Raw genomic sequence first — 13,214 nt, forward strand, 5'->3', positions numbered from 1 at the left:
ACCCCCGCACACACACCCGAAGGTGATCACCGTGGCCACCGTCCTGTCCGTCTCCGGCAGCCCCTCCGCCGCATCCCGCACCGCCCGACTGCTGCGCCACCTGGACGCGCGACTGACCGCCAGGGGGCACGAAGTGATCCCGCTGGACGTACGCACCCTGCCCGCCGAGGCGCTGCTCGGCGGCGACTTCGGCCACCCCGCGGTCCGCGAGGCCACCGCCCTGTTCGAACGCGCCGACGGCGTCGTGATCGGCACCCCCGTCTACAAGGCCGCCTACTCCGGCCTGCTCAAGTCCCTGCTGGACCTGCTCCCGCAGTACGCCCTGGCCGGCCGGACCGTACTGCCGCTGGCCACCGGCGGCTCCACCGCCCATGTCCTGGCCGTCGACTACGCACTGCGCCCGGTCCTCGCCTCGATGGGCGCCGAGCACATCACCCCCGGCTGGTTCGTCCTCGACAAGCACCTGGCCACCGCCCCCGACGGCACCCTGGACATCGAACCGGAGACCGCCCGCCACCTCGAGCGGGTCGTCGACGGCTTCGCCACCGCCCTCGAACGCAGCACCCTGCTGGCCGTCGGCTGACCAGGAGCGGGCACGTTCCCCCGCGGACCGGACGCTCAGCCGGAGCCCGGCCGGAACGTGCGCAGGAACGTCCGTAGTGCCTCCTGGTTCTCCGTCTTCTCCCAGTCGGCGGCCGGTGTCGTCCAACGCAGCGAGAAGCCGCGCCCGCCGCCCAGGAGGAAGCCGCGGCCGAAGGTGCGCAGCCGGGGGCCGTCGGCCGCCGACAGCCACTCCATGTCGGCGGCCTCGCGCCCCTGGTACGTGGTCGCACGGATCGAGCCGATCCGCTCGTAGGCGTCCGTCCGTTCCAGGGGCGGCTCCACGTCGTCCCGCCACACGGCCACCGGATCCGGGCCGACCCGCTCGCTGTAGGTGACCGCGAGGGTGCGGGCGTTCCCGTCCACGCCGAAGGTGACGCGGTAGGCGAGGTCGGACACGCGGGAGGTGTCCAACCGTTCGAAGTCCTCGGGGAGCGCGAGGGAGAAGCCCTCCGGCGCACGGTAGAGGCGGTAGCCGGCCGGGAGCCCCGCTGTGCCCGAGGGGGCCGGGGCGGGTGCGGCGGACGGCGGGGAGGTGCCCCGGTCGACCGGCTTGCCGGGTTCGGCCGCTCCGGAGGGGGCAGAGGGGGCCGGCGCGGAGGCGGAGGCCGGCGGCGTGTCCGGCGCGTCGGCGGCGGAGCCGGTGCCGGTTCCGGGCAGCCCCCGGGCCGCGGCGAGCACGACGGCCGCCACGGTGACGACGGCCAGGGCCGTGCCGAGGACCGTCGTCCGTCTGCTCCACTCCCGGCCCATGTTCCCGAGGATGACGGTGCGGGTGCCGCGCAGCCGGGGGCTCGGCACCGCGCCCGGGGCCGCGTCGGGGTCCTCGCTGAGAACACGGGTGAGCGCCTCGCGGACCACCTGCCGGGTCAGCCGCTCCCGCACGTCCTTGCGGAGCAGGCCCTGAACGACCTGGGTCAGGGGCCCCGCGCGCACGGGCGTGCGCAGCGGCAGCCGGTCCACCGCCTTCAGCGTGGACCCGGGCCGCCCCCGGTCGCGGAACGGGGGACGTCCCTCGACCATCGTGTAGAGGATCGCGCCCAGCGTCCACAGGTCCGCGGCGGGTCCGACGCGCTCGTCACGGGCCTGTTCGGGGGAGGCGTACGACGGTGACGTGAGGCGGGCGGCCGGGGTCGAGCCGGCCAGGCCGAACCCGGTGACGACGACCGGACCGGTCTCCCGCACGAACACCTGGCCGGGGCCGAGTTCGCCGTGCGTGATGCCCGCCGCGTGCGCGGCGTCCAGCACGTCGAGCAGCTCCAGTCCGATGCGCGCGGCCCGTACGTAGTTGAACGTGCCCTCCTCGCTGAGGAGTTCGCCCAGCGGTGTGCCGTCGACCCAAGCGGTGACGGTCCACAGGAAGCCGGCCTCGTCGACGGCGTCGACGACGGTGGCGATCCGTCCGGGACACAACCGCGCCATGCTCTCGCTCGTGCGCAGGACACGGGAGGGGGCGCGGCGCACGGGCTCGGACGGCTCCTCTGGGAGCGCGATCTGCGTGACCAGACAGGGACGTCCCGTCCCGATGTCGTCCGCGTACCAGCAGACGTGATGGGGCTCGCGATGGATGACCTCGGCCAGCCGGTACCTCCCGGCGACCGGCTGGTGTGTGGAGACGTGCGCCCTGCCCATGGCCATCCCTCGTCCGAGCCGCTGCTTCCGCCTTTGCCAGAGGTACGCGCGACCGGGCGCACTTTGTTCAAGGGGCGGCGCCCGAATTCCGGCGACGACGGATTCCTGTCCTTCGTCCAAAGGAATTCGTTGGAAGAAAGGAGCGAGCGGATGCGGACCTCCGGGCCCGAGGGGAGGGCTCAGCGCAGCCCGAAACGGGACGCCCAGGCGATCATGTCGCCGGTGGTCGCGTTGCCCCCGCACACCACCAGTCCGATCCGGGCCCCCTCGCCGACCCGCTCCAGCACCCGGCGCGCCGCCGGCAGCAGACAGCCCGCAGCCGGCTCCGTCCACACCTTGGCGTGGTCCGCGAGGTCCAGCGAACCCTGTACGGCCTCCCGGTCCGGCACCACCAGCACCTCGGTGACCAGCGCCGACACGTGCTCGTACGTCAGCTGCGACACGGCCGGGGCACTGAGGGTGGAGACGATCGACGACAGCGCGACCGGCACCGGTCCGCCCGCCGCGAGCGCCTCGGACATGGCCTGGGCGCCCTCCGTCTCCACGCCCCAGATCCGGATTCCGGGCCGCCGGGCCCTGAGCGCCGCCGCCACACCGGAGATCAGCCCGCCGCCACCGATGCTCACCAGGACGTCGGTGAGGTCACCGGCGTCGTCGGCGAACTCCAGCCCCACGGTGCCCTGCCCGGCGATCACCACCGGATCGTCGAAGGGGTGAACCAGGGTCAGCCCTTCCTGCTGAAGCCGCGTCATCAGTGCGAAGGCACCGTCCATGTCGTCGGCCAGCCGCACCGACGCGCCGGCCGTCTCCGCGACCTCGACCGCCCGCGCGGGGGCCGACCGGGGCATCACCACCGTGGCCTTGACGTCGAGTGCGGAGGCCATGACCGCGACGGCGATCCCGTGATTGCCGCCGCTCACGGCCACGACCCCGGCGGCCCGCTCCGCCTCGTCCAGCGACAGCAGCTTCGCCACCGCGCCGCGCGCCTTGAACGATCCGGTGCGCTGCAGCAGTTCCAGCTTCGCCGTGACCGGGGCGCCGAGCAGTGCCGACAACCCGGGGCTCGGCACCGTCGGCGTCCGTACCACGTGTCCGGCGATCCGCTCCGCCGCGGCCTCGATCTCCGGCATCCCGATCATGACAACCCCTTCCGGCGCGGGGCGTGATCCGCGCCGTGACGAACCCTGACCCGGCCGGCCGCCGAGGTCAACAGGGTTCGTCACGCCGGTACGGGCCTCAGTGCTGCTGCGGTTTCTGCGGCGGGGCCTCGCTGGGCCGCACGATGACGTGTCCCTCACCCTGCAGCATCAGTTGCACCGCCTCGCCCGAGCCGCCGCGCAGCATCGAGCCGAGCGACTGCGAACGGTGCAGGGAGGTCGCCAGGCCCGCGGTCCAGCCGACGATCGCATCCGTGTCGACGTAGACCGGGTCCTGCGGCGACACCGGGAGGACCAGCGGATAGCCCTCGCAGACCAGGCCCAGCAGGCCGTGCCCCGTGAAGACACTGTTGAACAGGCCGCCGCCGGTGATGCCGGCGCCCTTCACGGTCGAGATGCGGTACGACAGCGTGGAGTCGAAGCACAGGACGTTGCGGCCGTTGACGGTGAACTCGTCGCCCGGCTCGACCTGGACGATGAAGCAGTTCTGCGCCTCCTGCGCGAACCAGGCCTCGCCCTGCCCCCGCACCGCCATCAGCGGCAGCCCTTCGCCCGTCACCACGCGTTTGAGCATGCCGCCCACGCCCTGGCCCTTGCGCTCGAACTGGAGTCCGCCGCGGTAGGCGATCATCGCACCCTGCCGGGCGTGCATCTCACCGTTGACGACGTACCGGATGCACTGGGCGTTCTCGACCGTCATGCCCGGGGCCGAGGCGGGCTGCACCATGTGCCTGCTGGAAAACAGATCACCCTTCATGAAGGCATCCTCACCCGGAGGGTCCGCCTCCGCCAAGATCCCGCCAGGAATCGAACTCGGGGACATCGGCGCGGTGTCCGGGACTGTTCCTCCCCACCACCGGACGGCCTCGGCGGCCGGGCGCCGGCGCGTGGAACGTTCAGCGGCGAAGGCGCTCCGCCCAGTTCTCCGGTACGCACTCGACCGGGCCCGGGGACGGCTGGTCCGCCGGAGGGCTCGCGGGCGGGGCCAGGTCGGGGCCCGACTCGTACGTCTCGTCGGTGGCGTGGTTCCAGAACCAGGCCTCGCCGGGTTCGTAGCTGCGGACCACGGGATGCCCAAGGCCCTGAAGCGCGCCGTGGCGTGCTGACCGGGGGAACTGTCGCAGCAGCCGACGTGCCCGCACTGCGCGCGGCGCCGCAGAGGGAACCACCAGCCGCCCGCGGCGTCGCACTCGGCGCACCCCGCGCCGCTCGGCGGAACACGGGGATCGACGGCGTGGTCGCTGGTCATGCCGACCCCTCGAGGACGTCGCGGAACTCCACCGGCAGTCGGTCCGGCGTACGGGGGATCGCGACCGTCCGCTCGGGTACGGGCTGCTTCAGGCGGGACGCGAGGAGAGCACCGGAGACAGGTTGGGGAAGACTGGACCGCGTCTGATGGACACGACACAGGAGGAACCGCATGACGCGCCCGATCACGGCAGGGGTCGACGGAACCGAGGAGAGCCTCGCCGGACTGGCCTGGGCGGCGAGGGAGGCGGTCCGCCGGGGACGGCCGCTGCGGGTGGTGCACGCCTGGAGCTTCCAGACACGCGAGGGCGTCGACGCCGGCGACGCCGCCACCCAGGGGCAGTGGGTGCGCGACGCGGTGGGCGAGTCGGTCCGCCGGATCACCGAGCGGCACCCGGATCTCGCGGTGACCACCGACGTCCTGGAGGGGGACGCCGTACAGACCCTGGCCGGCGCCGCGGCGGATGCGGAGATGCTGGTGCTCGGTTCGCGCGGGCACGGGCGGATCATCGGCTTCCTGGTCGGCTCGGTCGGCCAGCAGGTGATCGTCGACGCCACGCGGCCGGTGGTCTTCGTGCGGGCCGGGGACCGGGCGTCGGGGGAGGTCGCCGGACGGGAGATCGTCGTCGGCCAGCAGGGCGACCCGGAGGACAGCGCCGCCGCACTGGACTTCGCCTTCGAGGCGGCCGCCGCGCGGGGCGCCACCGTGCGCGCCGTACGGGCCTGGACCCTGCCGCCGATGTTCGCCTACAGCCCCGAAGTACTGCGCCAGGTCGACGAGGCCGGGGGCCTGGAGCAGTACGAGCAGAAGGCTCTGTCCACGGCCCTCGCGCCGTTGCGCGAGCGTCACCCGCGGGTGCCCGTCGTCGAGCACGTGGAGATGGGCAGCGCCGGGCAGGTGCTGCTGTCGGTGGCCGGCACCGCCCAGCTGATGGTCGTCGGCCGACGTGCGCGCCGCACCGCCGTCGGCGCCCGGATCGGCTCGGTCGCCCACGGCGTCCTGCACCACGCCGACTGCCCGGTGGCGGTGGTACCCCCGGCCTGACCCAGCCGTCCGGGGGGCCGCGGTGCCTCCCGGGTCCTGGGCAGGGCGTTCCTGACGCGGTCCTCGACCGCCGTGTCGAGACCGATGCCGTGCCGGGCCCGCTCGGACAGGCACCAGCGGTGGGCGGGGGGCCTCCGGGCGTTCGGAGGCTGCCCGGCGCCGGTGCCCGTGCGCAGTCGGGAAGCGCCGCCGAGGCCGTCCTGGTCTCAGTCCTCCTGAGGGGCCTTCCAGCTCTCCAGGTCCGTTCGGCAGCCGCTTGACCTGCTTCTCCTCGGTGTCGAGCCCGGTCGGGCGGAGCAGTCGGCGCTGGTGTGCCCGGCGTCGACGACCTCCGGCACGAAGGTGACCGGGTCGCCGTCGGAGGTGCGCTCGATCTGCATCTCGGTGACGGCGAAGCCCAGTTCGTCCAGCCGGCGGATCCGGGGGTCGTCACACCGGTGATCGTCCTCTCAGCCCAGTGCGCGCTCGCGGGCCAGCCGCGCCGCGTCCCGCAGGGACCCCTCGTGCGCGGGGCCGTGTCCGGGCAGCAGGAGGTCGCTCTCCAACTCGGCCAGGATGTCCAGCGAGGCGAGGGCGGTGGCCCGCTCGCGGTGGAACATGCCGGGCAGCAGTTGCGGTCCGCTCACCCGGGAGGTCGGGTGAGCGCTCACCAGGGCGTCGCCGGACACCACTGCCCCGGTGTCCGGGAGGTGGAAGGCGCAGTGCCCGTCGGTGTGGCCGGGTGTGTGCACGGGGACCGGCCGGCCGGGCAGATCGAGCGGGCGGGGCGGACCCGGCGCGTCGGACCGCGGTTCGGGCCGCGGGAACGGCTCGGGGGCGGCGACCGGAACGTGCGCCGTGCCGCCGGAGCGCAGCGCGTGCAGGGCCCAGGGCAGCACGCCCGGCCGCCAGCCGTTGCGCAGGATCTGCCCGACGGTCACCTGGTGCAGGAAGTCCCGGCGGACGTGCGGGACTTCGGCCTCATGGGCGTACACAGGGGTGCCGTACACGGCCCGCAGGTACTCCGCGGAGCCCAGGTGGTCCGTGTGTGCGTGGGTGATCAGTACGGCCGTGACCGCCTCCGGTGCGCTGCCCACCTCAGCCAGGGACGCGAGGAGTTGCTCGCGGTCGCCGGGGTAGCCGGTGTCGATCAGGGTGACGGCGTCCCCCTCCTGGAGGATCACCCAGTTGGTGTTCGAGCCGTGCACCAGGTGGGTGCCGTCGGCCACGTGCCGCACATCTGCCCGCATGATCGCCCCGCGTTCTGCCGTCCTGCCGTCCTGTCCGGAGGTCACCAGCAAAGCAGATCAGGACGCCGGCGGCCGGGTCGGGCCCGGCCGTGTCGGAGCCGTCGTGGGGTGGGGCCGGGGCTGCGGGCGCATCCCGAAGAGAAAGCGCGTCAGTCGCGTTCTGCGCACCCCGTACTCGTACACGGCGAGGATGACGGCCAGTGAGGCGGCGACGATCGCCACGTACTTGACGACCATCGGCGCGGACCATCCGACCACGCCGTAGGCGAAGGCGACCACGACCGGCTGGTGCAGCACGTACAACGGCAGCGCGGCGAGTGCCAGATACCGGCGGCCGTACCGACGGGCACCGGCGGTCGCGTCCGGCGCCCCCGAAGTCCCGTTCCGGGGCCGGTCCAGCAGGCCGAGGAGGGCCAGCACCCAGCACCAGCCCGCCGCCCCGAACGCCGCCCGGGTGAACAGCGCGAAGGGGGTCCTTGCGGTGAAGGGGTCGTCCCCCGCGACGAATCCGGGTGCCGTCGCGGCGAACAGGAGCAACCCGAGCACACCGGCCGGGGCGGCCGCGCGGCGCGTCAGGGCGCGGACGCGCTCGTCGTCGCCGAGCCCGAACCCGTACAGCAGGAACAGGAGATACGCCCAGCGGTTCCAGCCCGCGAAGCCCTCCTCCATGCCCAGCAGGGCGTTGACGGCGGCGAGCGGCAGCGCGGGCAGCAGGAGCAGCACCGGGTGGCGGTCCAGCGCGGGAACCATGTGCCCGGCGGCGGACGCCAGCGGTCCCGCGACCGGTGCGAGCAGCAGGCAGAAGGCGAGCAGCAGCACGACGAACCACAAGTGCCCGGTCTCGAAGTGATCCCCCTCCAGGACGAAGGGAAAGTCGGCGAGATCCGGACGGACCGTCAGGAAGCGTTGCCAGAACCGCCCGTACGGCTCGTCGTACCCGGGGCCGGCCGCGCGCAGCCGCAGCCACTGCGGGAGCGGACACAGGACGACGGTGCCGAAGACCAGCGGGACGCCGAGGCGCAGCAGGCGCTCCCGGGCGAACCCCGCGGCCCCCCGGCGGCGGATCGAGTGCCGGGCGCCGAGGCCGGCGACGAGGAACAGCATGGGCATCGCCCACACCACGCCGAACCCGGCGAGGACGGTCACCGCGCCGGTGGTCTGCGGGTTCTTGACGTAGAAGTCGTCGTCCGGGGAGAACACCAGGGCGGTGTGGAAGAAGACCAGGCCGAGGACGACGAGGGCACGCAGCGCGTCCAGTTCGCCGCGCCGGCCGGTGCCGGCCGGCCGCCCGGTGTCCGCGCCCATCCGCCCTCCCCACAGGTGTGCGGCCCAGTGTGCGGGGAGTGGGGCGGGGACGACAGGCTTCCGGCAGGACGCCGATGTCCACACGGGTGCTCCGATTCCGGCGAGACCCTTCTGGATACGCCGGTGCATCGGATACGTTCGCGTATCGAACGGAGGGGGCGGCATGACCGTGGACGGTGTGGCCGGGCGGGCGGCGACCGGGCGACGGGTGACCGGACGCCGGGCCCGCACGCGCGCGAACCTCCTGAGGGCGGCGTTCTCCGTGTTCGCGGCCAAGGGCTTCGGGCACGTCTCGATCGAGGAGGTCTGCGAGGCCGCCGGCTACACCAGGGGCGCCTTCTACTCGAACTTCGCGGGCCTGGACGAACTCTTCTTCGCCCTGTACGCGGAGCGCGCCGAGCTCATCGCGGAGCAGGTCTCCTCGGCCCTCGCCCTGGACGGCCCCGACCTCGACGTGCCCGCCGCCGTGGACCGCGTCACCGAGGTGCTGCTGCTCGACCGGGACTGGCTGCTGGTGAAGACCGACTTCCTGGTGCACGCCGCCCGCGACCCCGAGGTGTCCCGCAGCCTGCTGGAACACCGCGCGCGGCTGCGCCGGGCCGTCGCGGACCGGCTGGCGCGGGCCCGCGGCCACACCGGACTGCCCGCCGCCCTCGGCACCGCCGAGGACGCCGCGCACGCCGTGGTCGCCGCCTACGACGGAGTCACCGTCCAACTGCTGCTGGACGGGGACGTCGCAGGCGCCCGCGCCTGGCTGAAACAACTGCTGACCGCGCTGCTCACCGACGGCAGCACCGAACCGGCCGCGCACCGACGCGGATGAGGAAGGGACTTCTCGCCATGGATGCCGACGTCATCGTCGTCGGAGCGGGTCTCGCGGGCCTGGTCGCCGCCCACGAACTGACCAGCCGGGGCCGCAGGGTCGCCCTCGTCGACCAGGAGAACGCCGCCAACCTCGGCGGGCAGGCCTTCTGGTCCTTCGGCGGGCTGTTCCTCGTCGGCTCCCCGGAGCAGCGGCGTCTCGGCATCAAGGACTCCTTCGAGCTCGCCTGGAACGACTGGCAGGGCAGCGCGGGATTCGACCGGCTCCAGGACGAGGACTCCTGGGCGGTGCGCTGGGCCCGTGCCTACGTCGAGTGGGCGGCGGGGGAGAAGCGGTCCTGGCTGGCCGGGCACGGCATCTCGTTCCTGCCCACCGTCGGCTGGGCCGAGCGCGGCGACCTCCGTGCGGACGGCCACGGCAACACCGTGCCCCGCTTCCACATCGCCTGGGGCACCGGCACCGGCGTCGTCGACCCCTTCGTACGCCACGCCCGGCGAGCCGCGCGCGACGGGCTGCTCACCTTCCACCACCGTCACCGGGTCGACGAACTGGTCGTACAGGACGGCACCGCGCGCGGAGTGCGGGGCACCCTGCTGGCCCGGGACGACGCACCGCGCGGTGTCGCCTCCAGCCGCGAGGCGGCCGGCGACTTCGAACTCACCGCCCAGGCCGTGATCGTCACCAGCGGAGGCATAGGCGCCGACCACGACATCGTCCGCCGCCACTGGCCCGAGCGGCTCGGTACCCCGCCCCGGGAGATGATCACCGGAGTCCCGGCCCACGTGGACGGACGAATGCTCGACATCAGCGCCCGCGCGGGTGCGCGCCTGGTCAACCGGGACCGCATGTGGCACTACACCGAGGGCGTACGGAACTGGGACCCGATCTGGTCCGGTCACGGCATCCGCATCCTGCCCGGACCGTCCTCGATGTGGTTCGACGCCCTCGGCCGCCGGCTGCCCGAACCCTGCCTGCCCGGTTACGACACCCTGGGCACGCTCGAGCACCTGCGCACCACCGAGGACATCGCCGCCCACGACCACTCCTGGTTCATCCTCACCCAGAAGATCATCGAGAAGGAGTTCGCGCTCTCTGGCTCCGAACAGAACCCCGACATCACCGCCAAGGACCGGGCCGGGTTCCTGCGCGAACGGGTGCTGGGCAAGGGTGCCCCCGGCCCGGTCGACGCGTTCCTGCGCCGGGGCGCGGACTTCGTGACCGCCCCGACCCTGGAGCAACTCGTCGAGAGGATGAACGCCCTCACCGACAAGCCCCTGCTCGACGCGGCCGTCGTCCGCCGGCAGATCGAGGCCCGCGACCTGCAGATCGCCAACCCCTACGCCAAGGACGCCCAGGTGCAGGGCATCCGCAACGCCCGGCGCTACATCGGCGACCGCCTCGGCCGTGTGGCCACCCCGCACCGCATCCTCGACCCCGCGGCCGGCCCGCTGATCGGCGTCAAGCTGCACATCCTCACCCGCAAGACCCTCGGCGGCATCCAGACCGACCTCGACTCCCGCGCGCTGGACGGCGCGGGGCAGCCGATCGGGGGGCTGTACGCGGCGGGCGAGGTCGCGGGCTTCGGCGGCGGCGGCGTCCACGGCTACAACGCCCTGGAGGGCACCTTCCTCGGCGGCTGCCTCTTCTCGGGGCGCGCGGCGGGACGGGCGGCGGCGCGTCAGACGGCGTAGCCGGCGCGGCCGACCGGGGCAGGGAGCGCGTCAGTCGTCGAGGAGGCGGGCCAGCACCTCGGCGTGGCTGGTGGCCGGCTCCCTGGCCGCGGTCAGCAGGGTCACCTGTCCCTTCGTCGCCAACTCCCGTACATGGTTCAGGAGTTCGACCACCTCGGGAGCGGTGAGCTCCGCCTCGTAGCGCCCGCGGAACTCCTCGTACGGCCGCTCGCCCATGTGGTACCAGCGGCGCAGTTCCGTCGACGGGGTCAGCCCCTTGGGCCATTCGTCCACGCGTGCCATGTCCTTCGCCAAGCCGCGCGGCCACAACCGGTCGACCAGGACGCGGACACCGTCGTCCGGCTCAGGCGGTTCGTAGACACGGCGCACGCGTACGCTCATGGTCGGCCTCTTCCCGTGGTCCTTCGGCGAGCCTGACGCCGCCCCCCGGTCCGGGCACGGCGGACAGAACGGCAGACGGGCGGGCCGGAACGGGGCCCCGCCCGCCTCAGGCGCGCCGCGCCTTCAGCCGGCGCTTCAGCGCGCGTCGCTCCGTCTCGCTCGTGCCGCCCCACACCCCGAGGGACTGGCCCGAATCCATCGCCCAGTCGAGGCACTGCTGCCGGACGGGACAGCGCCGGCACACCGCCTTCGCCTGCTCCGTCTGGAGAAGGGCCGGGCCGGAGGTCCCGATCGGGAAGAAGAGGTCGGGATCCTCGTCCCGGCAGGCCGCGCGGGTCCGCCAGTCGTCCATGGGAAACCACCTGTGATCGGAGTGGATACGCACCCTGCGGGTGCCCTGTCCCCCTACGGGTCACCTCTCGGTGCGCGATGAAACAGCGGCTCCGGTGTCGTACGTCACCGTGGCCACGCCCACCCGGCCGGTGACGGGCGGGCGTGACGCCCCCTCAACTCCGCAGTGCCGTCGCCGCGGTCGCCGCCACCGACTCGGCCACCGCCGCCAGGGCCGGGGAATCCAGCTTCCACTGCTGCCAGTACAGGGGCGCGTCGGCCGGGCGGTCCGGGGCGAAAACGATGAGGCGGCCGGCCCGCAACAGGGGCTCGGCCTGCGTCTCGGGGACCATGCCCCAGCCCAGGCCCGCGGCGACCGCCTCGGCGAACCCCTCCGAGGTCGGAATGAGGTGCCGGCTCGTGCTCGCCCCGGTGCGGCCGCGGGTGAGCCGGCGCACGAAGGCGTCCTGGAAGTCGTCCCGCCGGTCGAAGGTCACCACGGGGGCCCGCGGCAGCGCCTCCTCCAGCGGCCCGGCGAGGTACCGCGCGGCGAACTCCGGGTTGGCCGCGGGGAGATAGCGCATCCGCCCCAGGAGCCGCACGGAGCAGCCCGGTACCGCCTCCGGCGACGAGGTCACCGCGGCCATCACCGTTCCCTCGCGCAGCAGGGCCGCGGTGTGGGACTCGTCCTCGCGGCGCAGCTCGAAGGAGAGGCGCGGCTCGCCCGGCACCCCGGTGAGGGCCCCGAGGAACCAGGTCGCCAGGGAGTCCGCGTTCACCGCCACCGACACCCGGGTCGGCTCCCCGCCGGAGCCCAGCCCCAGCTCCGCGTACGCGTCCCGCTCCAGCCGGGCCACCTGGCGGGCGAGCCGCACCAGCACCTCTCCCGACTCGGTCGGCCGCACCGGCCTCGTGCGCAGCAGCAGCACCCGTCCGGTGCGCTGCTCCAGCGCCTTCACCCGCTGGCTGACCGCGGAGGGCGTCACGTGCAGGGCTGCCGCGGCCGCGTCGAACGTGCCCTCGTCCACCACGGCGAGCAGGGTCCGTACCTGGTCGAGCGGGAGGTCGTCCATCACATCGGCTAAGGGTACGTAAGGATCATTAGCTGTACTGCGCCGGGTGGTGCCTCTAGCGTCCTCGGCATGAACAGCGCCCTGACCACGGCCGCCGCCGGATTCGGCACCGGCCTCTCCCTGATCGTCGCCATCGGCGCCCAGAACGCCTTCGTCCTGCGCCAGGGCGTCCGCCGGGAGGCGGTTCCCGCCGTCGTCGGCATCTGCGCCGTGTCCGACGCGGCCCTCATCGCCCTCGGCGTCGGCGGGGTCGGTGCGCTGGTCGTGGCGTGGCCCGGCGCGCTGACGGCGGTCGGCTGGATCGGCGGCCTGTTCCTGCTCGGCTACGGCCTCCTGGCCGCGCGCCGGGTGGTCCGGCCGGGCGAGGCCGGGCTGCGGGCGGAGGGCGAGGCCGTGAGTTCGCGCCGTCGCGCCGTGCTCACCTGCCTGGCGATGACCTGGCTCAACCCGCACGTCTACCTCGACACCGTGTTCCTGCTGGGCTCGGTCGCCGCCGACCACGGGCCGCTGCGCTGGACGTTCGGCCTCGGCGCCGTGCTGGCCAGCCTCTGCTGGTTCGCCGCCCTCGGCTTCGGGGCCAGGCTGCTGAGCCGTTTCCTGGCCCGGCCCACCGCCTGGCGGATCCTGGACGGCCTGGTCGCGACCACCATGATCGTCCTCGGCGGCACGCTCATCGCCGGCAGCTGATACGGCGGGCGGG

General features: G+C 73.7%; 13 protein-coding genes and 2 pseudogenes. 5 read left to right on the forward strand and 10 right to left on the reverse strand.

What is annotated here, in order from left to right; translation table 11 throughout:
* The first annotated feature begins 31 nt into the window (after window positions 1-31).
* Window positions 32-583, forward strand: a complete 552-nt coding sequence (gene ssuE / locus AB0I73_RS30145) for an NADPH-dependent FMN reductase (RefSeq protein WP_363042619.1) — start codon at window positions 32-34, stop codon at window positions 581-583.
* A 35-nt stretch (window positions 584-618) separates the two neighbouring features.
* Here ssuE and AB0I73_RS30150 read toward each other — a convergent pair whose 3' ends face one another.
* The 4 genes and pseudogenes from AB0I73_RS30150 to AB0I73_RS30165 form a co-directional block, all read right to left on the reverse strand.
* Entirely contained in the window at window positions 619-2,232 is a 1,614-nt protein-coding gene (locus AB0I73_RS30150; protein WP_363042621.1) for a serine/threonine-protein kinase, read from the reverse strand.
* A gap of 179 nt (window positions 2,233-2,411) precedes the next feature.
* On the reverse strand, window positions 2,412-3,371 hold the full coding sequence (locus tag AB0I73_RS30155; RefSeq protein ID WP_202280992.1) for a threonine/serine dehydratase: 960 nt from the start codon (window positions 3,369-3,371) through the stop codon (window positions 2,412-2,414).
* Between the two features lie 97 nt (window positions 3,372-3,468).
* Entirely contained in the window at window positions 3,469-4,146 is a 678-nt protein-coding gene (locus AB0I73_RS30160; RefSeq protein ID WP_363042623.1) for an AIM24 family protein, read from the reverse strand.
* A gap of 139 nt (window positions 4,147-4,285) precedes the next feature.
* Window positions 4,286-4,638: pseudogene (locus AB0I73_RS30165) on the reverse strand (UBP-type zinc finger domain-containing protein).
* A 171-nt stretch (window positions 4,639-4,809) separates the two neighbouring features.
* Here AB0I73_RS30165 and AB0I73_RS30170 point away from each other — a divergent pair.
* Window positions 4,810-5,682, forward strand: coding sequence for a universal stress protein (locus AB0I73_RS30170; protein WP_363042625.1), 873 nt, complete (start codon window positions 4,810-4,812; stop codon window positions 5,680-5,682).
* A 206-nt stretch (window positions 5,683-5,888) separates the two neighbouring features.
* On the opposite strand, the pseudogene AB0I73_RS30175 reads toward AB0I73_RS30170, so the two are convergent.
* The 3 genes and pseudogenes from AB0I73_RS30175 to AB0I73_RS30185 form a co-directional block, all read right to left on the reverse strand.
* Window positions 5,889-6,110 (reverse strand): annotated as a pseudogene (locus tag AB0I73_RS30175) (DUF4032 domain-containing protein); the annotation flags it as partial.
* Between the two features lie 21 nt (window positions 6,111-6,131).
* A complete protein-coding gene (locus AB0I73_RS30180) occupies window positions 6,132-6,911 on the reverse strand; it encodes an MBL fold metallo-hydrolase (RefSeq protein ID WP_363042663.1) in 780 nt (259 codons plus the stop codon).
* Window positions 6,912-6,968: 57 nt separating this feature from the next.
* Window positions 6,969-8,216, reverse strand: coding sequence for an acyltransferase family protein (locus AB0I73_RS30185; protein ID WP_363042627.1), 1,248 nt, complete (start codon window positions 8,214-8,216; stop codon window positions 6,969-6,971).
* A gap of 163 nt (window positions 8,217-8,379) precedes the next feature.
* On the opposite strand from AB0I73_RS30185, the gene AB0I73_RS30190 reads away from it, so the two are divergent.
* Both AB0I73_RS30190 and AB0I73_RS30195 read left to right on the forward strand, forming a co-directional pair.
* On the forward strand, window positions 8,380-9,039 hold the full coding sequence (locus tag AB0I73_RS30190; protein WP_363042629.1) for a TetR/AcrR family transcriptional regulator: 660 nt from the start codon (window positions 8,380-8,382) through the stop codon (window positions 9,037-9,039).
* A 17-nt stretch (window positions 9,040-9,056) separates the two neighbouring features.
* On the forward strand, window positions 9,057-10,730 hold the full coding sequence (locus AB0I73_RS30195) for an FAD-binding dehydrogenase (protein ID WP_363042631.1): 1,674 nt from the start codon (window positions 9,057-9,059) through the stop codon (window positions 10,728-10,730).
* 30 nt (window positions 10,731-10,760) lie between these two features.
* Here AB0I73_RS30195 and AB0I73_RS30200 read toward each other — a convergent pair whose 3' ends face one another.
* The 3 genes from AB0I73_RS30200 to AB0I73_RS30210 all read right to left on the reverse strand — a co-directional run bounded on the left by AB0I73_RS30200 (window position 10,761) and on the right by AB0I73_RS30210 (window position 12,514).
* Complete coding sequence (locus AB0I73_RS30200) at window positions 10,761-11,111, reverse strand: DUF488 family protein (protein ID WP_363042633.1); 351 nt, start codon at window positions 11,109-11,111, stop codon at window positions 10,761-10,763.
* 106 nt (window positions 11,112-11,217) lie between these two features.
* The gene (locus tag AB0I73_RS30205; RefSeq protein WP_109380952.1) at window positions 11,218-11,463 is read right to left on the reverse strand and encodes a WhiB family transcriptional regulator; all 246 of its coding nucleotides are present in this window, start codon (window positions 11,461-11,463) and stop codon (window positions 11,218-11,220) included.
* A 154-nt stretch (window positions 11,464-11,617) separates the two neighbouring features.
* On the reverse strand, window positions 11,618-12,514 hold the full coding sequence (locus tag AB0I73_RS30210) for a LysR family transcriptional regulator ArgP (protein ID WP_363042665.1): 897 nt from the start codon (window positions 12,512-12,514) through the stop codon (window positions 11,618-11,620).
* A 69-nt stretch (window positions 12,515-12,583) separates the two neighbouring features.
* Between AB0I73_RS30210 and AB0I73_RS30215 the strand changes: the two genes are divergently transcribed.
* A complete protein-coding gene (locus tag AB0I73_RS30215) occupies window positions 12,584-13,201 on the forward strand; it encodes a LysE family transporter (RefSeq protein WP_363042635.1) in 618 nt (205 codons plus the stop codon).
* Window positions 13,202-13,214: the final 13 nt, after the last annotated feature.

The sequence above is a fragment of the Streptomyces sp. NPDC050388 genome (assembly GCF_040655635.1).
Lineage (GTDB): Bacteria > Actinomycetota > Actinomycetes > Streptomycetales > Streptomycetaceae > Streptomyces.